Genomic DNA, 20,424 nt, shown 5'->3' on the forward strand with positions numbered 1-20,424 from the left:
AACCCGGAAGCTAAGCCCTCCAGCGCCGATGGTACTGCACTCGACAGGGTGTGGGAGAGTAGGACACCGCCGAACACCCGTTGTAAGAAGGGGACCCACTTGGTGGGTCCCCTTTTTGCGTTTGTACCGAAATCCGAAAGGACGCCCGTGTCGGAAGACAACAACGATCGTCGCCCGTCCCGTGGGGACGGCGGCAACCGCCCGAGCGAGTCCCGAGACCGCAACCCCCGCGCTCAGGACCGCCGCGGAGACCCGCGTCGTTCGGACGGTCCTCCCCGCAGACGTGGCGGTGAAGGTGGGTTCTCCGGCGATCGTCGCGGAAACAGCGCACCGTCCGACCGTCGACCACCACGTCCAGAAGAGCCGGATCTGCCCGACGAGGTCGAGGCCGGACAGCTCGAGCCAGCGGTGCGTCGGGACCTGTTGAGCTTGGACAAGAACAACGCAACCGCCGTCGCGCGTCACCTCGTGATGACCAGCAGGCTGCTGGACGACGATCCGCAGTTGGCGCTGCTGCATGCGCGCGCTGCTCGTCAGCGCGCCGGCCGCATCGCCGTAGTGCGTGAAACCGCAGGTATCGCGGCGTACCACGCCGGTGAGTGGGCCGAAGCGCTGTCCGAGCTTCGCGCCGCCCGACGCATGGCTGGCGGACCGGGCCTGATCGCTGTGATGGCCGACTGCGAGCGCGGACTCGGACGCCCCGAGCGCGCCATCGAGCTCGGTCGCAGTGACGAGGCTCGTGAGTTGACCGGCGAGGAAGCGTCGGAGCTTCGGATCGTCGTGGCAGGTGCCCGAATGGATCTGAACCAGTACGACCAGGCCGTCGTCACACTGCAGACCCCCGATCTCGACGCGTCGCGCTCGGGCACGGCTGCCGCTCGCCTGTTCTACGTCTACGCAGATGCGCTGGTTGCGGCAGGTCGCGTCGACGAAGGTGTGAAGTGGTTCCTCAATGCCGCTGCAGCCGATGTCGATGGTGAGACCGACGCAGAAGAGCGGGTCGAGGAGTTGTCCGGAGGCGGTCAGTGACCGCGCTGCGCGACCTCCATGACGTTCTGCTGCTCGACCTCGACGGCACCGTGTACGCAGGCAAGGACCCCATTCCCGGTGCAGTGGAGGCGTTGTCGGGTGGTACGGAAGAGCAGTACTTCGTCACCAACAATGCCAGTCGTGCCCCCGAGGACGTTGCCGAACATCTGCGTGGTCTCGGGTTCGACACCACGGCAGAGTTCGTCGTCACCAGTTCCGAGGCCGGCGCCCGTGTGTTGGCGGACAAGTTGGATCCAGGTTCCCGCGTGCTCGTCGTCGGTACCGACGCGTTGGCGAACGAGATCACCAAGGTAGGTCTCGAGCCGGTCAGATCTGCCGACGACCATCCGGTCGCGGTGGTGCAGGGGCATTCGGTCGATACAGGCTGGAAGATTCTTGCCGAGGCTGTCCTCGCCATCCGTGCAGGTGCACTGTGGGTGGCAACGAACATCGACGCAACCCTGCCGACCGAGCGGGGACTCGTTCTGGGGAACGGCTCGATGGTCGCAGCGGTTCGCAACGCCACCGAGATCGAGCCGATCGTGGCAGGCAAGCCCGCCGCCCCGATCATGCACGACGCCATCGAGCGCAGCGGAGCACGTTCGGCACTGGTCGTCGGAGACAGACTCGACACCGACATCGCCGGAGCGAACGAAATCGATCTGCCGTCGCTGCTGGTATTGACCGGCGTGAGTACCGCTGCGGAGTTGTTGCACGCTCCTCGGCATTTGCGCCCCACTCACATCGGCCCCGATCTCGGAGTCCTCAACAAGGACGAGATGTCGTCGAGCGTCGGCAGCAAGACCGGTTGGACGGTCGGCATCGAGAACGAGGTGCTGTCCGTGCAGTACAGCGGGGACGGTGTGCCGGATGCGTTCGAGGGGGCGCTCGCCACACTGCACGTCGCCTGGTCCGGTTCGACGTTCTCGGACGTTCACTTCGAGGGAGATCGACTCGGCGATCTGCGTTCGCTCCTCGGCTGTTGAGGCTGCGTTCGACAGCAGGGTTCGGCGATCGGGCGTTCGTCGGACCCATCCGATAGCGTGAGAGGCGATGAGCGCGCCTATTCCACTACCAGGACAGCACCGGCCGAGCGGTGTCGTCGACGAGTCGTCGGCAGATCCGGACACTATTCGCACCGAGGTCGGTTCGCTGCTGAATCAGCTCACCATCGAGTCGGCGGACGACGAGGGATCCGAAGCCGTGGACTCCGAGGCCTTGGCACGCGATGCGAGTCTGCTCGACCGAGCGCACGAGGTACTCGTTCGTGCCCTGAACACCGTCGACAAGACCTGACATGGCTCGTCGCGCACGTGTCGACGCCGAACTGGTTCGTCGTGGACTCGCCCGATCTCGCGAGCACGCTTCGGAGTTGATCGAAGCGGGCCGGGTGAAGATCGCCGGGACGGTGGCCTCGAAGCCCGCTACCGCGGTGGAGCCGGGCACACCGCTGTTGGTGGCCGAAGAAGACAACGAGATCTCGTGGGCCTCCCGCGGGGCGCACAAGTTGCTCGGTGCCCTCGACGCCTTCGAGCCGCTCGGGTTGACCGTCGAGCGGGCTCGTTGCCTGGACGCCGGTGCATCCACCGGCGGGTTCACCGACGTTCTTCTCAGTCGAGGAGTGCGTGAGGTGGTCGCCGTTGATGTGGGATACGGGCAGCTGGTGTGGCGTCTGCAGTCCGACGACCGCGTTCACGTCATCGACCGCACCAACGTCCGGTCGATCGACGCCGACACGATCGGTGGACCTGTCGACGTCATCGTCGCAGATCTGTCGTTCATCTCGTTGAAGCTGGTTCTTCCCGCATTCGTCGCATGCTCGAAGCCGGGTACCGACATGGTGTTGATGGTCAAACCGCAGTTCGAGGTTGGCAAGGATCGCGTGGGTTCCGGTGGCGTGGTGCGAGATCCAGCTTTGCGAGCCGAGGCAGTGGAGGATGTTGCGAACGCGGCCGTCGGCTTGGATCTGAGTGTTCGCGCGGTGGCGGCGAGCCCGCTGCCGGGGCCTTCGGGCAACGTCGAGTACTTTTTGTGGCTGAGGGCAGGTGCAGACGAGGACTCGCCTCGCGCAGACATCACGGAACTCGTCCGGCTCGCGATCGAGGAAGGACCACAGTGACTCCGTCCCACGCAGCACCGGAACGGGAGTCGACTCGAGAGATTCTTCTCGTCGCCCATCCTGGTCGACCGGACATCGCCGAAACCGCGCGCCGCGTGGGCAAGGTATTCGACGAAGCGGGCATCTGCCTTCGCGTGCTCGTGGACGAGGTCGAGCCGTCGAAGATCGAAGCCTCCGACACCGAGGAACACGACCACGTGTTCGTCGCGGACATGAAACTGAACGTCGTCGAGTTCGGACCGGACGCAGCCGCCGGTTGCGAAATGGTCCTGGTTCTCGGCGGTGACGGGACCTTCCTGCGCGCAGCCGAACTCGCGCGAGGAGCGTCCATACCGGTGCTCGGCATCAACCTCGGCCATGTCGGGTTCCTGGCGGAGGCCGAAGCCGACCATCTCGAAGATGCCCTGGCCCGCGTCATCGCCGGGGACTACCGCATCGAGCAACGCATGACACTGGACATTGCGATCCGCGTCGGCGACCAGGTGGTCGATCGTGGTTGGGCACTGAACGAGGCCAGCATCGAGAACGGGTCACGGCTCGGAGTGCTCGAGGTGGTCCTCGAAGTCGACGGTCGACCGGTGTCGGCTTTCGGATGCGACGGCGTCCTGGTCTCCACACCTACGGGCTCGACGGCCTACGCGTTCTCGGCCGGAGGGCCTGTGGTCTGGCCCGAGCTCGAAGCGATATTGGTCATTCCGAGCAACGCACATGCTCTGTTCGCACGTCCACTGGTCACCAGTCCCGAGTCGATCGTTGCGATCGAGATCGATGCCGGCGGTCACGCGGGATTCGTATTCTGCGATGGCAGGCGCACATTGAGCCTGCCTGCCGGCGCTCGCGTCGAGGTGGTTCGGGGAGCGTCACCGATCAAGTGGGTTCGGCTCGATTCGGCACCGTTCGCCGATCGCATGGTCAAGAAATTCGAACTGCCCGTGACCGGGTGGCGGGGGAGAGCGAGGTAGGGATGCTCGAAGAGATTCGGATCGACAGCCTCGGAGTCATATCCGGTGCCAGCGCACAGTTTCACGAGGGGCTGACCGTACTCACCGGCGAAACGGGTGCCGGAAAGACCATGGTGGTCACCAGTCTGCACCTGTTGTCGGGTGCCCGCGCCGACGCAGGCCGGGTTCGGCTCGGCGCTCAGCGTGCTGTGGTCGAGGGGCGATTCAGTACCGACACCGCGTCGGAGCAGGTGATCGACGACGTCGACAGGGTGCTCGAGTCCTCGGGAGGTCAACGGGACGAGGACAACTCGATCATCGCCGTGCGTACCGTCAACTCGGACGGTCGTTCTCGTGCGCACCTCGGTGGGCGCAGTGTGCCGGCATCGGTGCTGTCGAACTTCACCGACTCCTTGTTGACGGTGCACGGTCAGAACGATCAGCTGCGTCTGCTGCGTCCCGATCAGCAACTCGGCGCGCTGGACAGATTCGCCGGGGATGCGGTGGCGTCCCTCGTCTCGAAGTACCGCACCGCGCGCAAGACGTGGCTCGACGCGCGCAACGAGCTGATCGACCGGACCGAACGCAGTCGCGAGCTGGCGCAGGAAGCCGATCGACTGCAGTTCGGCCTCCAGGAGATCGACTCCCTGGCCCCCGAGCCGGGTGAGGATCGCTCCGTGGCCGAGGATGTGCGTCGGCTGGGGGATCTCGATTCACTGCGTGAGACCGCGGAAGGTGCCTCGGCGGCGCTCGTCGGGAGTACCGAGGAGGCGTCGGACACGGCGTCCGCGCTGTATCTGCTGGGCGAGGCTCGCTCTCGCCTCGAACATGCCGAGGACGCGGCACTGACCGAGCTGCTGCCGCGACTGAACGACGCGATGGCGATCGTGGGCGACATCGGGGCAGACCTCACCTCCTACCTGACGGATCTGCCGTCCGATCCGGGCGCGCTCGACTTGATCCTGAACCGGCAGGCCGAGCTGAAGTCGTTGACACGCAAGTACGCCGCCGATGTCGACGGCGTCATCGCCTGGGCGGAGGACGCCCGTGAGCGGCTCTCGCACATCGACACCTCGGCCGACGCGCTCGCCGAGTTGAGCGCCAAGGTCGACGCGGCTGCGGTCGACGTCGCGGCAGCTGCGTCGAAGCTCAGTGCGGCTCGGGCCAAGGCCGCTGTGAAGCTCTCGAAGGCGGTCAGCGTCGAGCTGGCGGGTTTGGCCATGGGAAAAGCCAAGCTGCAGATCGATGTTCGCGCACTTCCCGCCGGTCCGTCCGACACGGCTCCGATCGTCGTGGACGGGGCCGAACTGCATGCGGGCAGCAGTGGCGTCGACGAGGTCGAGTTCAGGCTGTCCGCGCACGACGGTGCCCAGGCTCTTCCGATCAGCAAGAGTGCGTCGGGCGGTGAGCTTTCGCGGGTGATGTTGGCACTCGAAGTGGTGCTGGCGGGCTCGGACAAGGGCGCGACAATGGTGTTCGACGAGGTCGACGCCGGAGTGGGTGGTCGCGCGGCCGTCGAGGTCGGGCGTCGACTCGGCCGGTTGGCGCGCACGCACCAGGTCATCGTGGTCACCCACTTGCCTCAGGTCGCAGCATTCGCCGACACACACCTGGTGGTCGACAAGACCGATGCGAAGAAGGGCGCGGCGAACAGTGGGGTTCGGACGCTGTCGTCGTCGGAACGCGTCGTCGAGCTCGCGAGAATGCTCGCGGGTCTGGACGACACGGAAACCGGTCGCGCGCACGCCGAGGAGCTGCTGGCCACCGCAAACGCCGATCGGGCAGCGTTGTAACTTTTGGTGCTGATGTGATCAGTGTGGTAGTTGTTTCGGCGCGCCTCCGTCGTCGGGCGTGTCGATCGGGTCATCATGGTCCTCATGAAGATGCCGGCTCTGCTGTCACGTAGTCAGGATTCGCTGCCCGGAATCACCGGGATCGCGCGAGTCGATCGCAACACGGCCAAGCTGCTCAAACGGGTCGGCCCCGGTGACATCGTCGTGCTCGACGAGCTCGACCTGGACCGCCTGACCGCTGATGCTCTCGTCGAGGCAGGGGTGCTCGCGGTCGTCAACGCGTCGCCCTCGATCTCCGGGCGCTACCCGAACCTGGGGCCCGAGGCCATCGTGGCCAACGGGATCACCTTGATCGACTCGGCCGGCACCGAGGTCTTCAAGAAGATCAAGGACGGAACCAAGGTTCGTCTCAACGACGGCGGTGTCTACACCGGTGATCGGCGCCTCGCGAAGGGCGACGAGCAGAGCGAAGCCGAGATCTCGGACAAGATGATCGAGGCCAAGACGGGTCTGGTCGACCATCTGGAAGCGTTCTCGGGCAACACGATCGAGTTCATCCGAACCGAAAGTCCGCTGCTCATCGACGGCGTCGGTGTGCCGGACATCGACATCGATCTCAAGGGTCGCCATGTCGTGATCGTCGCCGACGGTCCCGGGCATGCAGAGGATCTGAAGAACCTCAAGCCGTTCATCAAGGAGTACTCGCCCGTCATCATCGGTGTCGGCGCGGGTGCCGACACCGCCATGAAGGCAGGTCATCGCCCCGATCTGATCGTCGGCGATCCCGAGGACGTCACTGCGCAGACGCTCAAATGCGGTGCAGAGGTGGTGCTTCCGGCGGATTCCGACGGCCACGCGCAAGGACTCGAGCGCATTCAGGATCTCGGTATCGGTGCCATGACGTTCCCGGCCACCGGTGCCGCTGCCGATCTCGCGCTGTTGTTGGCCGATCATCACGGGGCGTCACTCATCGTGTCGGTCGGTAGCCCGGCCAGCCTGGACGAGTTCTTCGATCGCGGTCGACGCAACACTAATCCGGCCGCGTTCATGACGCGTCTGAAGGTCGGGGCCAAGCTGGTCGACGCCAAAGCTGTTGCGACGCTCTACCGCAGCCGCGTGTCCGGCGGTGCGATCGCGCTGTTGATTCTGGCTGCGCTCGTTGCCGTGATCGTGGCGCTGGCCGTGTCCAACATCGGCGGTGAAGCGTTGGATTGGGCAATCGATCTGTGGAACCGGTTCGCTCTGTGGTTCCAGGGGTTGCTTTCGTGATTTCGCTTCGCCAACATGCCATTTCGCTGGCCGCGGTCTTCGTGGCACTGGCCATCGGCATCGTGCTCGGCTCGGGTCTGCTCTCGAGCGGGCTGGTATCGGGCCTCCGAGACGACAAGACCGGTCTCGAAACTCAGGTGGACGATCTGCAGGCGACCAACAATCAGCTCGGTGAGCAGCTCAACTCGGCCGACGGATTCGACGCTGCGGTATCGGGCCGGGTGTTGCGAGACACGTTGGTCGATCGCAGCGTCGTGGTCATCACCACTCCGGATGCCGATCCCGGTGACGTGGACGGAGTCACGCGGTCGATCGGGGCTTCGGGTGCCACCGTCACCGGCAGGGTGTCGCTGACCGATTCCTTCGTCTCCGCTGCGAACGGCGACGATCTTCGTACCCGCCTGACCAATGTCATTCCGGCCGGCGTGCAGTTGCGCACCGGCGCGGTGGACCAAGGCAGTCTCGCCGGAGACCTGCTGGGTTCGGTTCTGCTGCTCAACGCCGAGACCGCCCAGCCGCAGTCGACTCCAGAGGAACTCTCGCTGGCGCTCGAGACACTGCGCAGCGGCGGCTTCATCGCGTACGACAACGGTGCCGTCGCGCCCGCTCAGTTGGCAGTGGTCGTCACCGGTTCCGGCACCTCGGACGTGGAGGACGGCAACCGCGGTGCCATCGTTGCGCGGTTCGCGGGCGCTCTCGATTCACGTGGTGCAGGCGCGGTACTGGCCGGCCGATCCGGCGCGGCAGAGGGCAACGGTTCCATCGCCGTCGTGCGAGCAGATTCGGCGCTGTCGTCCGCTCTCACCACAGTCGACAACGTCGACCGTGAAGCAGGGCGAATCACCACGGTTCTCGCTCTGGCGGAGCAACTGGACGGTGCCTCGGGCCGTTACGGCACCGGAGCGAACGCGAACGCCGTGACCGTCGGAGCGCCGGCGAGCTGATCGTCGTCGGAACGAGCGTGTCGTTGGCGGTGAGGTAGGTACTGGTGTTACCGTGAAGTCCCGTGGGTAGCAGGCCCAATTTCCACGCTTCACCTCTCTTATCAGCCCCCTGATAGGAGCAAGCCCTGCAGACTCGTCACGGGAGCCTCATTGTCACGCCTTCAGTCGCGTTCCGACACCAAGCACATTTTCGTCAGTGGGGGCGTCGCGTCCTCACTCGGAAAAGGCCTGACGGCATCCAGCCTCGGCCAGCTACTGACCGCACGCGGATTGCGCGTGACCATGCAGAAGCTCGATCCGTACCTCAATGTCGATCCCGGCACGATGAACCCGTTCCAGCACGGTGAGGTCTTCGTCACCGAGGACGGCTCCGAGACCGACCTCGACGTCGGACACTACGAGCGATTCCTCGACCGCGATCTGTCCGGGTTCGCCAATGTCACCACCGGCCAGGTCTACTCGACGGTCATCGCCAAGGAACGCCGCGGTGAATACCTGGGCGACACCGTTCAGGTGATCCCGCACATCACCGACGAGATCAAGCGTCGCATTCTCGCGATGAACGGCCCGGACCTGCAGGGTCATCAGCCGGACGTCGTGATCACCGAAATCGGCGGCACCGTCGGCGATATCGAGTCGCAGCCGTTCCTCGAAGCAGCGCGTCAGGTGCGCCACGACGTTGGCCGCAACAACGTGTTCTTCCTGCACGTGTCGTTGGTTCCGTTCCTGGCTCCGTCCGGTGAACTCAAGACCAAGCCCACCCAGCACTCCGTCGCAGCACTGCGCAGCATCGGTATCCAGCCCGACGCGTTGATCCTGCGTTGCGATCGCGACGTGCCGCCGGGGCTCAAGAACAAGATCGCGCTCATGTGCGACGTCGACGTCGACGGCTGCATCTCCACGCCCGACGCGCCGTCGATCTACGACATTCCCAAAGTGCTGCACAAGGAAGGCCTGGACGCGTACGTCGTCCGTCAGCTCGGTCTCCCGTTCCGCGATGTCGACTGGACCATCTGGGGTGGACTGCTCGAACGCGTCCACCAGCCGCGCGAAACCGTGCGCGTCGGCTTGGTCGGCAAGTACGTGGACCTGCCCGACGCGTACCTCTCGGTCACCGAGGCGCTGCGTGCCGGTGGCTTCGCCCATCGCGCGAAGGTCGAGATCAAGTGGGTTCCATCCGACGAGTGCTCGACGCCTGCGGGGGCGCAGGCCGCGTTGGGCGACGTCGATGCCGTGCTCATTCCCGGTGGCTTCGGCATCCGCGGTATCGAGGGCAAGCTCGGGGCCATCGAGTTTGCGCGTACACGCAAGATTCCGTTGCTGGGGTTGTGCCTCGGGTTGCAGTGTGTGGTCATCGAGGCGGCTCGTTCGGTCGGTCTGACCGATGCCAATTCCGCCGAGTTCGACCCGGACACCAAGGATCCGGTGATCTCCACGATGGCCGATCAGGAAGACGCCGTCGCCGGTGACGCCGATCTCGGCGGCACGATGCGCCTCGGTGCCTACCCGGCGACCCTGCAGAAGGGCTCGGTGGTCGCGGCGTCGTACGGCACCGAGACCGTCTCGGAGCGCCACCGTCATCGCTACGAGGTCAACAACGACTATCGGGACCGAATTGCCAAGAGCGGCTTGGTGTTCAGCGGTACTTCTCCGGACGGCCACCTGGTCGAGTTCGTCGAACTGCCCGCGTCGGTTCACCCGTTCTTCGTCGCCACGCAGGCGCATCCGGAGCTCAAGAGCCGGCCGACTCGTCCGCACCCGTTGTTCGCATCGTTGATCAATGCGGCATTGAAGTACAAGGCTGCAGAGCGGCTGCCGGTCGACATTCACGGTGACACCGTGGCGGCGGAGGAATCGGACGCCACTGCCGAGACCGTCGGATGACCGAGCCCCGGCACGAGTTCACCACCCTCGACTCGTCGGTGCCGTACTCCGGTGCCATTCTCGCGCTCCGGCTCGATCAGGTCGCGATGCCGAACGGTCGCAAGGCCGAGCGTGAGGTGATCGAGCATCACGGCGCGGTCGGGATTCTGGCCGTCGACGATCAGGATCGTGTGGCGATGATCGAGCAGTATCGGCATCCCATCGGGCGACGCCTGTGGGAATTGCCGGCCGGCCTGCTGGACGCGCCGGGGGAGCAGCCGGTACTGGCGGCTCAGCGTGAACTCGCCGAGGAAACCGGCCTTGCCGCCGGCACATGGTCGGTGCTGGTCGACGTGTTGGCCTCGCCCGGGTTCACCGACGAAGCCGTACGGATCTTTCTGGCACAGGACCTGACGGAAGTGGATCGGCCGGAGGCACACGACGAGGAAGCAGACATCGAACTCTCCTTCGTGCCGATGGACGAGGCCGTCCGGCGGGCGCTGTCGGGTGAGATCGTCAATGCGTCCGCTGTGGCGGGCGTGCTCGCGTTCGCTGCGGCGCGCGCTGCCGGCACCGAACTGCGCCCCGCCGATGCCCCGTGGCCCGATCTGCCGACAGCATTCGAGAAGCGGAAGAGTTCACGAAAGTAGTCACCGTGATCGGCCAGCAGATTCAGACCTACCTCGACCATCTGGTGGTCGAGCGTGGGTCGGCGCCGAACACGGTGTCGTCCTACCGTCGCGACCTGGTGCGGTACGAGCGGTTCCTCGGCGGCTACGGCATCACCGATCTGGCGAAGGTCTCGGAGAACGACATCACCGAGTTCGTGCTCTATCTGCGGCGCGGTGATGACGAATTCCCTGCTCTCGCAGCAAGTTCGGCAGCTCGGACGCTGATTGCTGTGCGCGGTCTGCACCGGTTCGCGCTCGCGGAAGGGATGGTCGAGCGCAACGTCGCGAGCGAGGTCAAGCCGCCCCAGCCGGCGAAGCGGTTGCCGAAGTCGCTGCCCGTCGATCAGGTGGTGGCGCTACTCGAATCGGCCTCGGTTGCCGGTCCCGATGCCCCGCGCGGACTGCGGGATCGAGCGTTGTTGGAGCTCCTGTATTCCACCGGGGCTCGAATTTCCGAGGCAGTGGGGCTCGACGTCGACGACATCGACACCGAAGCTCGCTCGGTGCTGCTGCGCGGCAAAGGCGGCAAGCATCGCATCGTCCCGGTCGGGCGACCCGCGATCGAGGCAGTCGACGCCTACCTGGTGCGTGGACGGCCGGGGCTGGTCTCGCGCTCGAATCCTGCGCTGTTCCTCAACGTCCGAGGCGGCAGGTTGTCTCGGCAGAGTGCGTGGCAGGTGTTGCAGGATTCGGCCGTGCGGGCCGGGATCACCGCGGGGGTCTCACCGCACGTTCTTCGGCATTCTTTCGCTACGCATCTGCTGGACGGTGGTGCCGACGTTCGCGTCGTGCAGGAGCTGTTGGGACATGCGTCGGTGACGACGACGCAGATCTACACCCTCGTCACCGTGAACACGATGCGCGAAGTGTGGGCCGGCGCGCATCCGCGGGCGAGATAGCACGAGGCCGGCGGCCGTGCGTCAGCGTGTCCGATGACGCTGCCGGCGCACCAAGCGGTAGCGTTCTCAGAACTACTCGAAGACGAACGGGACAGGGGAGCGCTGGAACGTGTCGACACCGCAGCCGCCAGCGGCGGAGTCAGCTTTGGATCATCCACATCTCGACGGTGGCCTGTTCCAGACGCGTCAACCGGAATCCAGTCGGGAGACACGCGACATCATTCCTGCTCCGAACGAGCTCGGGCCCACCGGTCGGATGACTCGGACCGTCCCGGATCCGCAACCGTTGGCCAATCACGGCCCGGCCAAGATCATCGCGATGTGCAACCAGAAGGGTGGCGTCGGCAAGACGACGTCGACCATCAATCTCGGTGCCTCGTTGGCCGGCTACGGCCGTCGCGTGCTGCTCGTGGACCTCGACCCACAGGGCGCACTGTCCGCGGGATTGGGCGTTGCACATCACGAGCTCGATCTGACGGTCTACAACCTCCTCGTCGAGGCGAAGGTCTCCGCCGACGACATCATCATGCGGACTCGTGTCGAGAATCTCGATCTGATGCCCAGCAACATCGACCTCTCGGCCGCTGAGATTCAGCTGGTCACCGAGGTGGGCCGCGAGCAGACGCTCGGTCGAGTGCTGCATCCGATTCTGGATCGCTACGACTACGTGCTCATCGACTGCCAGCCGTCCCTCGGTCTGTTGACGGTCAATGCGCTCACGTGTGCCGACGAAGTGTTGATCCCGATGGAGTGCGAGTACTTCAGCCTTCGTGGCCTGGCATTGCTCAACGACACCGTCGAGAAGGTGCGCGATCGTCTCAATCCGCGGCTGAAGTTGGCCGGCATCGTGGTGACGATGTTCGACGCCCGCACACTGCACTCGCGTGAGGTGATGACGCGAGTGGTCGAGGTGTTCGGCGACGTCGTCTACGACACGGTGATCACACGCACGGTTCGGTTCCCCGAGACCAGCGTTGCCGGTGAGCCGATCACCACGTGGGCTCCGAAATCCGGCGGCGCACAGGCGTACCGCGCCCTGGCGCGCGAGGTGATCTACCGGTCGGGTCCGTGACCGTCGACGCTGCTGACGAAGCCCCGATCGAGGTTCCCGCCGACGCGGATCCGTCGAAATTTCGGGTGCGTCTGCTCAACTTCGAGGGACCGTTCGATCTGCTGCTGTCGCTGATCAGTCAGCACCGCATGGACGTCACCGAAGTGGCGTTGCACACCGTCACCGACGATTTCATCTCGTTCACCAAGTCACTCGGTGCCGATGTCGGCCTCGACCAGACGACGGAATTCCTCGTCGTCGCCGCGACTCTGCTCGATCTCAAGGCGGCGCGGTTGCTGCCCTCGGGTGATGTGGAGGACGCCGAGGATCTCGCGCTACTCGAAGTGCGAGATCTCCTCTTCGCTCGGCTGCTCCAATACCGCGCCTACAAGCAGGTCGCTCTGCTGTTCGGTGAGCTGGAAGCTGCTGCGCTGCGGCGTTATCCGCGATCGGTGTCGGTGGAGGACAGGTACGCCGACCTGATTCCCGAGGTGCTGCTCGGCGTCGACCCGGCCACGTTCGCCGACATCGCCGCAGCGGCGTTCAGGCCCAAGCCGATTCCCCAGGTGGGACTCGATCACATTCATCAGCACGCTGTCTCGATTCCCGAGCAGGCGGAATGGCTGCTCGAGAATCTGCAGGGGCGAGGCCTGAACGAGTGGGCCTCGTTCTCGGAGTTGGTGCAGGACTGCGAGGTGCAGGTGGAAATAATCGCGCGATTCTTGGCGTTGCTGGAGCTGTTCCGGCAACAGGTGATCGCGTTCGAGCAGCCCGAGCCGCTCGGCGATCTTCGAGTGAGTTGGACCGGTAAGGACGAAGGACCCATCGTGGTCACGGAAGAGGACTACGCATGAGTGCCGACCCCGAACTCGAGCTCGAGGACGTCGACGATTCCGAGGAGCTCGACGACACCACTCTCGCGTCGGCTCTCGAAGCTGTGTTGCTGATCGTCGATACACCGGCCTCGGACGAGCAGCTCGCCTCGGCCGTGGGTGCCTCGGTGGCCCGCGTGCGCGCGACCTTGACGGCGATGGCCGCCGAACTGACCGAACGAACCAGCGGAATCGACCTTCGCTACGCCGGCGACGGATGGCGTTTCTACACCCGAACCGCCTATGCGCCGTACGTCGAACGGCTGCTTCTGGACGGCGCTCGGTCCAAGCTCACACGCGCGGCATTGGAAACCCTGGCCGTGATCGCATATCGTCAACCGTTGACCCGCGCACGAGTCAGCGCCGTGCGAGGAGTCAACGTCGATGGAGTGATGCGTACGTTGCTCGCCCGTGGACTGATCTCCGAAGCAGGAACGGACCCGGAGACGAACGGCACGATGTACTGCACCACCGAGCTGTTCCTCGAACGGCTCGGGCTCGCATCGCTCGGTGATCTACCCGAACTGGCACCGCTGTTGCCGGGTGTGGACCTGATCGACGAGATCAGTGACAGCATGGACACCGACCCGAGAATGACCCGCTCCACCAAGAACCGCGGATCGAAACCCGATCCGGCAGCCGAGCTCGACTCGGACGACTGATAGGTAAGACAAGTGAACAAGCCCGCTCGCCGTGATGGCACACCGGACCGTAACAAGAGACAAGACCCACGCAGGAAGCCGACCGCAGGTAGGTCGGACACTCCGCGTGACGCGCGCCGCGGAGATCGCACCCGCGACGCTGCGCCTCGTGACGGCGCTCCCCGCACCGGAGGACCTCGCGCCGGAACTCCTCGCACTGGAGGACCTCGCGCAGGCGCGCCCCGTACCGGAGCTCCTCGCACAGGAGCCCGACCTGCCCCTCGCCGTGGCGTCGAGCAGGACGAATCGACCGATTACACGCCCGTCGAGACCGGCGTCAACGACCGCAGCAACGACGCTGTTCCTCGCAAGAAGCCGTCGCGTCCCAAGCCGCCGAAGCCGCAGAAGAAGCAGGTTCCGTCGACCACGATCAGCAACGCCAAGCCGGCGAAGCATCAGCACACCGATTCCTCACCGCGCAAGCACGTACCCGCCGGTGAAGGTGTTCGGTTGCAGAAGGTGCTCGCACAGGCCGGCGTCGCATCGCGTCGCGCCGCCGAGGAACTGATCGCCGACGGCCGCGTCGAGGTCGACGGACGCATCGTCACCGAACAGGGCATCCGCATCGATCCCAACATCGCCGTGGTCCGTGTCGACGGCACCCGCGTGGTGGTGAAGGAAGAGCTGGTTCATCTCGCGATGAACAAGCCGCGTGGATGGCAGTGCACCATGTCCGACGATCTGGGACGCCCATGCGTCGGCGACATCGTCTCCGAGCGAGTCCAGGCGGGGCAGCGACTGTTCCACGTCGGCCGTCTCGATGCCGACACCGAGGGACTGTTGCTCTTCACCAACGACGGTGATCTTGCTCACCGCCTGATGCACCCGTCGTTCGAGGTTTCGAAGACCTACCTCGCGACGTTGTCGGGCACCATTCCCCGCACGCTCGGCAAGCAGCTGCGCGAGGGCGTCACTCTCGACGACGGCCCGGTGAAGGTCGACGGCTTCCAGCTGCTCGACATCTCGGACGGCAAGTCGCTCGTCAAGGTGACCCTGCACGAGGGCCGCAAGCACATCGTGCGTCGGTTGTTCGACAAGGTCGGATTCCCGGTCGGGCGCCTCGTGCGTACCGATGTCGGCAATATCGTGCTCGGCGATCAGCGTCCAGGAACACTGCGTGTTCTCGGTCGCGGCGAGATCGGCAAGCTCTACGAATCCGTAGGCCTGTGATGAGTGCGCTCGTCGTGGCGATGGACGGTCCCTCGGGCACCGGTAAGTCGTCGGTATCGCGCAGACTGGCGTCGGCACTGGAAGCCAGCTACCTCGACACCGGTGCGATGTACCGCGTCGCGACGGTATGGGTTCTCCGTTCGGGCGTCGAGCCCACCGATGCGGATGCGGTCGCGAAAGCCGTTGCGGCGCTTCCCCTCGAGATCGGCAAGGACCCGCTGTCCGAGACCGTGTTGCTCGACGGCGAGGACGTCAGCGGCGAAATCCGCGGCGACGCAGTCACCAAGGCCGTCTCTGCGGTGTCCGCAGTGCCTGCGGTGCGCGAGTTGTTGGTGCAGATGCAGCGCGACCTCGCGAGCTCGTCGACGCGAATCGTCGTGGAGGGCCGCGACATCGGCACCGTCGTTCTTCCCGACGCCGACGTGAAGGTGTTCCTGACTGCCTCACCGGAGGCGCGGGCAGAGCGTCGCAACAAACAGAACATCGAACAGGGTCGCGACGACGACTACGAATCCGTGCTCGCGGATGTGCAACGCCGCGATCATGCAGATTCGACGAGAGCAGTGTCACCGCTTCGTCCCGCCGAGGATTCGGTGATCGTCGATACCAGCGAGCTGGATCTCGACGGCGTGATCGAGCGTTTGCTGCTCGTGGTGAACGACAGAAGTGGAGCAGTGCAGTGAGTGAAGAATTCTTCTCCGGCGCAGCGGAAACCGCGGGCGACGGAATATGGAGTGACGAAGGCGAGTGGGAGTACGTCGACCTCAACGAGGGCGACGACGGCGAAGACGCCGTTGCCGTACCGACTCTCGCCGTGGTGGGTCGTCCGAACGTCGGTAAGTCGACGCTCGTCAACCGCATCATCGGACGCCGCGAAGCCGTCGTCGAGGACGTCCCCGGCGTCACCCGCGACCGGGTGTCGTACGAGGCCAACTGGAGTGGTCGACGCTTCCTGGTGCAGGACACCGGCGGTTGGGAGCCCGACGCCAAGGGTCTGCAGGCATCCGTTGCGCGCCAAGCCGAGTTGGCCATGCACACCGCCGACGCGATCCTGTTGGTCGTCGACGCGCGAGTCGGCTCGACGACGACGGACGAGGCTGTCGCACGAGTGCTGCGCCGGTCGAAGACTCCGGTTTTGTTGGTGGCCAACAAGGTCGACGACGGCCGCACCGAGTCCGAGGTCGCCGCACTGTGGTCGCTGGGTCTGGGGGAGCCGCTGTCGGTTTCCGCGACTCACGGCCGCGGTACCGGTGATCTGCTGGACCGGGTTCTCGAGGCGTTGCCCGAGACTCCGCGCGAAGGAATCCCCGGTGGGGGACCCAGGCGTGTTGCTCTGGTCGGTAAGCCGAACGTGGGCAAGTCCTCGCTGATCAACAAGCTCTCGGGTGACGAGCGCTCGGTGGTGCACGATGTTGCCGGCACCACCGTCGATCCCGTCGACTCGTTGGTCGAATTGGGCGGCAAGACATGGCGATTCGTCGATACCGCCGGACTGCGCAAGCGCGTCAGTCATGCCAGTGGTGCCGAGTTCTACGCATCGCTGCGCACCAAGTCCGCGATCGAGGCCGCCGAGGTCGCGATTCTGCTTCTCGATGCTTCCGAGGTGATCTCGGAACAGGACATGCGTGTGCTCAGCATGGTCGCCGATGCCGGCCGCGCTTTGGTGTTGGCGTTCAACAAGTGGGATCTGGTGGACGACGATCGTCGTCAGCAGCTCGAGAAGGAGATCGATCGCGATCTCGCTCGGGTGCCGTGGGCACAGCGAGTGAACATCTCGGCGCAGACGGGCCGTGCGGTCCAGAAACTCGTGCCCGCTCTCGAGACGGCTCTGGAGTCGTGGGACAAGCGTGTCCCCACCGGCAGGCTGAACACATGGCTCAAGGAGGTCGTGGCGGCCACTCCGCCGCCGATGCGAGGCGGACGCCTGCCGCGCATCATGTTCGCGACGCAGGCCAGCACCCGGCCGCCGACGTTCGTGCTGTTCACCACCGGCTTCCTCGAGGCCGGCTACCGCCGATTCATCGAGCGGCGTCTGCGTGAAGAGTTCAACTTCGACGGCAGCCCCGTCCGTGTTTCGGTACGTATCCGCGAGAAGCGGGAACGGCCGGGCAAGGGCAACAACCGCTGATGTAGCCCGACCCCGCCCCTGAGCAGGCGATTTCCTCTCAGGGGTAGGGCTGGGGTAATCTCAGCAAGCGCCTTTCGAGGTGCGGCGGGCTGTGGCGCAGCTTGGTAGCGCACTTGACTGGGGGTCAAGTGGTCGCAGGTTCAAATCCTGTCAGCCCGACACATTGCAGGTCGAAGACGGTTTCGGAGAAGTCCGGAGCCGTCTTTTTTGTCTGCGTTGCCGAGGCGCATCGACGCGTCACGAAGCACGAACTTGGAGAAACTCCGATGTCGGTGCCCTGTGCGATTCTGCACGGCATGGCGATCTGCATGGCGTGTGAACTGGAAATGCTCGATTCGGTGGGTTGCACATGGCGGCCCAGCCGAATACCCAATGGACGGACAAAGTGCCACGACTGCGCTGCACCGCCGGGAGCACTTCACCACCCGGGCTGTGACGGTGAGCAGTGCCGATGTGGCCAGATGCTCTCGTGCGGCAGCGGATGCGCAGTCGACGAATGCGAACGTGAAGACGGCCACGACTACGTCGGTGGAAGCTGCAGGTGGTGCGGGCAACCGTTCGGACAGCTCCGCCTCGTCAGTGGCCCATGACATTGCCGGCAGGCATCTGGTCTGTGTAGTCGGTCAGGTCGATCCCCGAGTTGTACAGGTGTCGATATCTTCCAGTCGGGTGCTGGTTCGAGAGATCACTGCTCTAGGGCATCATGGTTCTATGAGCGATCCCGAATACCTCGCCACATTGCTTTCTGCGATCGATGGGGAGATCGCGCGAATCTCTGCCGCCGAATCAGGCTCTGACGAACAGGCATCGGCTATCGACGATGCGGCCGATGCCGTCTTCCGGTTGCGCGAGAAGGTCAAGGCCGGCTACTCCGGCAAGAAGGCCTACTACCTCGCGGCGTCGACCGATCCGAAGGGGATCAGGGTCGAGGGAATTTCTGCCCTGCACGGTAAGCGTGCCCACGAACTGGTCCGAGACGGTGGTTGGATGCACGCGGATTCCACCACCGTCCTCGAGGCTCTCGATGACGACCGAATCAGTCGGTATCACGCCATTGCGGGACGTGGGGTCGCACAGACGTTTCGCGACTCACGTGAATACCTGGCGGCGGCAGTAGCTCTCGCCGATAAGTAGTCCGAAGTAGCACCACGTCGAGGCAGCCGAACCCGTCGACGGTAGAAGTCCGGGCCTCACATGCTGAATGCCCCGCTGAAGTCGAGGGGTGCCGCTTCGAGGTGTCGGCCGCGGGGAGTGGCGTCGACGAGTTCGCCGTCGCGGACGACAATCTCGCCGCCCACGATCACGGTGACCGGCTTTCCTCGAAGTCGGTATCCCTCGTAGGGGGTGTAGTCGGTCGCCATGTGCAGTGTTTCGGTGGTCACCGTCCATTCCAGTTCGGGATCCCAGATGGCGATGTCGGCGTCGGACCCCGGCATCAGTGATCCCTTGCGGGGAAACAAGCCGTTGGTGCGCGCTGGATTCGACGAGGTCAACTCCACGAATCTGCTTGCAGTCAGACCCAATCCGTCGACATAGTGCGAGTAGATCACCGGGAGACGCGTCTCGACTCCGGGCAGTCCGTTGGGCATGTGCCGCACGTCGTGGCTGTGCACCTGCTTCTGTGCGGTGTCGTAGCAGCAATGGTCGGAACCGATGGTGGTGATGTGCCCGGTGAACAGGTGACGCCCGAGTTCCTCGACCACCTCGGCCGAGCGCAGCGGTGGGCAGCAGACAAATCGTTCGGGTTGTTCACCCCCGTAGGCCGAGTCGTCGAGGATCAGATGGTGCGCAACCGATTCGGTGAAGGCGACGAGCCCTCGCTTGCGAGCGTCCGCGACCAGTTCGACGGCAGCCGGAGTCGACTGATGCACGAAATAGACCGGCGCATTCTGTGATTCGGCGATCGCGAGAATGGCGGCGACCGAGGCAGTCTCGGCGAGCTCCGGCCGCGTCTGCGACATGTGTGCGGCATCGACTCCGTCCGATGCGGCTGCGAGGTTCTGCGCGTCGGTGACGATCGCGTCGGACTCGCAGTGGATGATGACCATTCCGCCGAGATCGCGAGTGGCCTGCATCGTGTTGAGGATGGTGTGTTCGTTCGCCATCGTCTCACCGGCGTAGGTGGTGAACATCTTGACCGTCCGAATACCGCCGTCCGCCAGTGTTTTCAGTTGGTCGGCGGTGGTGTCGGTCCACTCGACGACGCAGGCGTGCAGAGCCGAATCGCACAGTCCGCTCGACGCTTTCGCTCGCTGCACCTCGGCAGCGTCGAGCGGCTCTTGACCGGGACGGGGGATAGCGAAGTCGATGATCGTGGTGGTACCGCCGAACACGGCCGCCGTCGTGCACTCGAGATACGAGTCGAGCGAGGTGAATTCGCCGGAGGTGAACCCGACGTGGCAGTGTGGATCGACTCCACCCGGCATGACGAGCTTGCCGGTTGCATCGATGACCTCCGCAGCCGCGTCGACCTCGCTCCCTGGGGTCAGCACCGCAACGACCCTGCCGTCGTCGATGAGCAGGTCTGCCGGAGCCGCCCAATGGGATTCGACGACCGTTCCGCCGCGCACGACCTTCATCGTGTGCTCGCGAGGTAGGTCAGCCATCCGCCGCGGTCACTGATGTCGGTGACGCCCGCGGCTGACAGGTAGCTCTCGCGCATTCGCATCGACAGGGAGCCCGAGCCATCCGCCAACTCGATGACCCCGAGTTCGAGTTCACTCGGCTCTCTGGGGAGGAGCTCGTCGCGCAATACGTCGTACTCGACCTCGTACAGCTCGCCCGGTACCACGAATCCATCGGTTGCGACCGGGTGCAAACCGGGGAATTCGTCGCGCACGGAAAAGAATCGGTATTTCGGTGCGGTATCGACTTTTCCCACGAATCGCGCCTTGTGCAACGCGTCGTTCAGGGTGCCGCCGGACATCGCCTGTCCGTTGACGAACATCGTGACCAGTGCCATGCGAAGCCTTCT

Annotated in this window: 20 protein-coding genes, 1 tRNA gene and 1 rRNA gene; 20 read left to right on the forward strand and 2 right to left on the reverse strand. The window is 64.8% G+C overall.

Going from position 1 to position 20,424, the window contains the following annotated elements; genetic code table 11:
* The 20 genes from rrf to R3P95_RS22545 form a co-directional block, all read left to right on the forward strand.
* Positions 1-75: ribosomal RNA gene (gene rrf, locus R3P95_RS26240) — 5S ribosomal RNA — on the forward strand; the annotation flags it as partial.
* A gap of 72 nt (positions 76-147) precedes the next feature.
* Positions 148-1,029, forward strand: coding sequence for a tetratricopeptide repeat protein (locus tag R3P95_RS22455; RefSeq protein WP_094641563.1), 882 nt, complete (start codon positions 148-150; stop codon positions 1,027-1,029).
* Positions 1,026-2,015, forward strand: a complete 990-nt coding sequence (locus tag R3P95_RS22460; protein ID WP_317549566.1) for an HAD-IIA family hydrolase — start codon at positions 1,026-1,028, stop codon at positions 2,013-2,015. The genes R3P95_RS22455 and R3P95_RS22460 overlap by 4 nt, the downstream gene beginning before the upstream one ends.
* Positions 2,016-2,082: 67 nt before the next feature.
* A complete protein-coding gene (locus tag R3P95_RS22465; protein ID WP_068050998.1) occupies positions 2,083-2,325 on the forward strand; it encodes a hypothetical protein in 243 nt (80 codons plus the stop codon).
* A 1-nt stretch (position 2,326) separates the two neighbouring features.
* Positions 2,327-3,148: a TlyA family RNA methyltransferase gene (locus tag R3P95_RS22470; protein WP_317549568.1), complete on the forward strand. Its 822-nt coding sequence runs from the start codon at positions 2,327-2,329 to the stop codon at positions 3,146-3,148.
* Positions 3,145-4,110: an NAD kinase gene (locus R3P95_RS22475; RefSeq protein ID WP_149405664.1), complete on the forward strand. Its 966-nt coding sequence runs from the start codon at positions 3,145-3,147 to the stop codon at positions 4,108-4,110. Before R3P95_RS22470 ends, R3P95_RS22475 begins: the two co-directional genes overlap by 4 nt.
* A 2-nt stretch (positions 4,111-4,112) precedes the next feature.
* Entirely contained in the window at positions 4,113-5,882 is a 1,770-nt protein-coding gene (gene recN / locus R3P95_RS22480; RefSeq protein WP_317549569.1) for a DNA repair protein RecN, read from the forward strand.
* 84 nt (positions 5,883-5,966) lie between these two features.
* Positions 5,967-7,151, forward strand: coding sequence for a putative cytokinetic ring protein SteA (gene steA / locus R3P95_RS22485; RefSeq protein ID WP_149405666.1), 1,185 nt, complete (start codon positions 5,967-5,969; stop codon positions 7,149-7,151).
* Positions 7,148-8,095, forward strand: a complete 948-nt coding sequence (locus R3P95_RS22490; RefSeq protein ID WP_149405667.1) for a copper transporter — start codon at positions 7,148-7,150, stop codon at positions 8,093-8,095. The genes steA and R3P95_RS22490 overlap by 4 nt, the downstream gene beginning before the upstream one ends.
* Positions 8,096-8,245: 150 nt before the next feature.
* The gene (locus R3P95_RS22495) at positions 8,246-9,979 is read left to right on the forward strand and encodes a CTP synthase (RefSeq protein WP_317549570.1); all 1,734 of its coding nucleotides are present in this window, start codon (positions 8,246-8,248) and stop codon (positions 9,977-9,979) included.
* Complete coding sequence (locus R3P95_RS22500) at positions 9,976-10,608, forward strand: NUDIX hydrolase (protein ID WP_317549571.1); 633 nt, start codon at positions 9,976-9,978, stop codon at positions 10,606-10,608. Before R3P95_RS22495 ends, R3P95_RS22500 begins: the two co-directional genes overlap by 4 nt.
* A 5-nt stretch (positions 10,609-10,613) precedes the next feature.
* A complete protein-coding gene (xerD, locus tag R3P95_RS22505) occupies positions 10,614-11,528 on the forward strand; it encodes a site-specific tyrosine recombinase XerD (protein ID WP_094641577.1) in 915 nt (304 codons plus the stop codon).
* Positions 11,529-11,637: 109 nt separating this feature from the next.
* Positions 11,638-12,600: a ParA family protein gene (locus tag R3P95_RS22510; RefSeq protein WP_068051009.1), complete on the forward strand. Its 963-nt coding sequence runs from the start codon at positions 11,638-11,640 to the stop codon at positions 12,598-12,600.
* The gene (locus tag R3P95_RS22515; RefSeq protein WP_094668763.1) at positions 12,597-13,433 is read left to right on the forward strand and encodes a segregation and condensation protein A; all 837 of its coding nucleotides are present in this window, start codon (positions 12,597-12,599) and stop codon (positions 13,431-13,433) included. The genes R3P95_RS22510 and R3P95_RS22515 overlap by 4 nt, the downstream gene beginning before the upstream one ends.
* Positions 13,430-14,113, forward strand: coding sequence for an SMC-Scp complex subunit ScpB (scpB, locus tag R3P95_RS22520; protein ID WP_094668762.1), 684 nt, complete (start codon positions 13,430-13,432; stop codon positions 14,111-14,113). Before R3P95_RS22515 ends, scpB begins: the two co-directional genes overlap by 4 nt.
* 12 nt (positions 14,114-14,125) lie before the next feature.
* Positions 14,126-15,322 carry a pseudouridine synthase gene (locus R3P95_RS22525; protein ID WP_317549572.1) on the forward strand — a complete coding sequence of 399 codons (1,197 nt, stop codon included), beginning with the start codon at positions 14,126-14,128 and terminating at the stop codon, positions 15,320-15,322.
* A complete protein-coding gene (gene cmk / locus R3P95_RS22530; protein WP_094668760.1) occupies positions 15,322-16,005 on the forward strand; it encodes a (d)CMP kinase in 684 nt (227 codons plus the stop codon). The genes R3P95_RS22525 and cmk overlap by 1 nt, the downstream gene beginning before the upstream one ends.
* Complete coding sequence (gene der / locus R3P95_RS22535) at positions 16,002-17,450, forward strand: ribosome biogenesis GTPase Der (protein WP_149405670.1); 1,449 nt, start codon at positions 16,002-16,004, stop codon at positions 17,448-17,450. Before cmk ends, der begins: the two co-directional genes overlap by 4 nt.
* An 85-nt stretch (positions 17,451-17,535) precedes the next feature.
* Positions 17,536-17,609 (forward strand) — tRNA-Pro (locus R3P95_RS22540).
* Positions 17,610-18,161: 552 nt separating this feature from the next.
* Positions 18,162-18,584 carry a phosphate acetyltransferase gene (locus R3P95_RS22545; protein ID WP_149405680.1) on the forward strand — a complete coding sequence of 141 codons (423 nt, stop codon included), beginning with the start codon at positions 18,162-18,164 and terminating at the stop codon, positions 18,582-18,584.
* A 56-nt stretch (positions 18,585-18,640) separates the two neighbouring features.
* On the opposite strand, the gene hydA is transcribed toward R3P95_RS22545, so the two are convergent.
* Together hydA and R3P95_RS22555 are read right to left on the reverse strand one after the other, a co-directional pair.
* Complete coding sequence (gene hydA, locus R3P95_RS22550; RefSeq protein WP_317549573.1) at positions 18,641-20,056, reverse strand: dihydropyrimidinase; 1,416 nt, start codon at positions 20,054-20,056, stop codon at positions 18,641-18,643.
* Complete coding sequence (locus tag R3P95_RS22555) at positions 20,026-20,412, reverse strand: allophanate hydrolase-related protein (protein ID WP_094741874.1); 387 nt, start codon at positions 20,410-20,412, stop codon at positions 20,026-20,028. Before R3P95_RS22555 ends, hydA begins: the two co-directional genes overlap by 31 nt.
* Positions 20,413-20,424 lie beyond the last annotated feature (12 nt).

Source organism: Rhodococcus cercidiphylli, from assembly GCF_033042225.1.
In the GTDB taxonomy this organism is placed as follows: Bacteria; Actinomycetota; Actinomycetes; order Mycobacteriales; family Mycobacteriaceae; genus Rhodococcoides.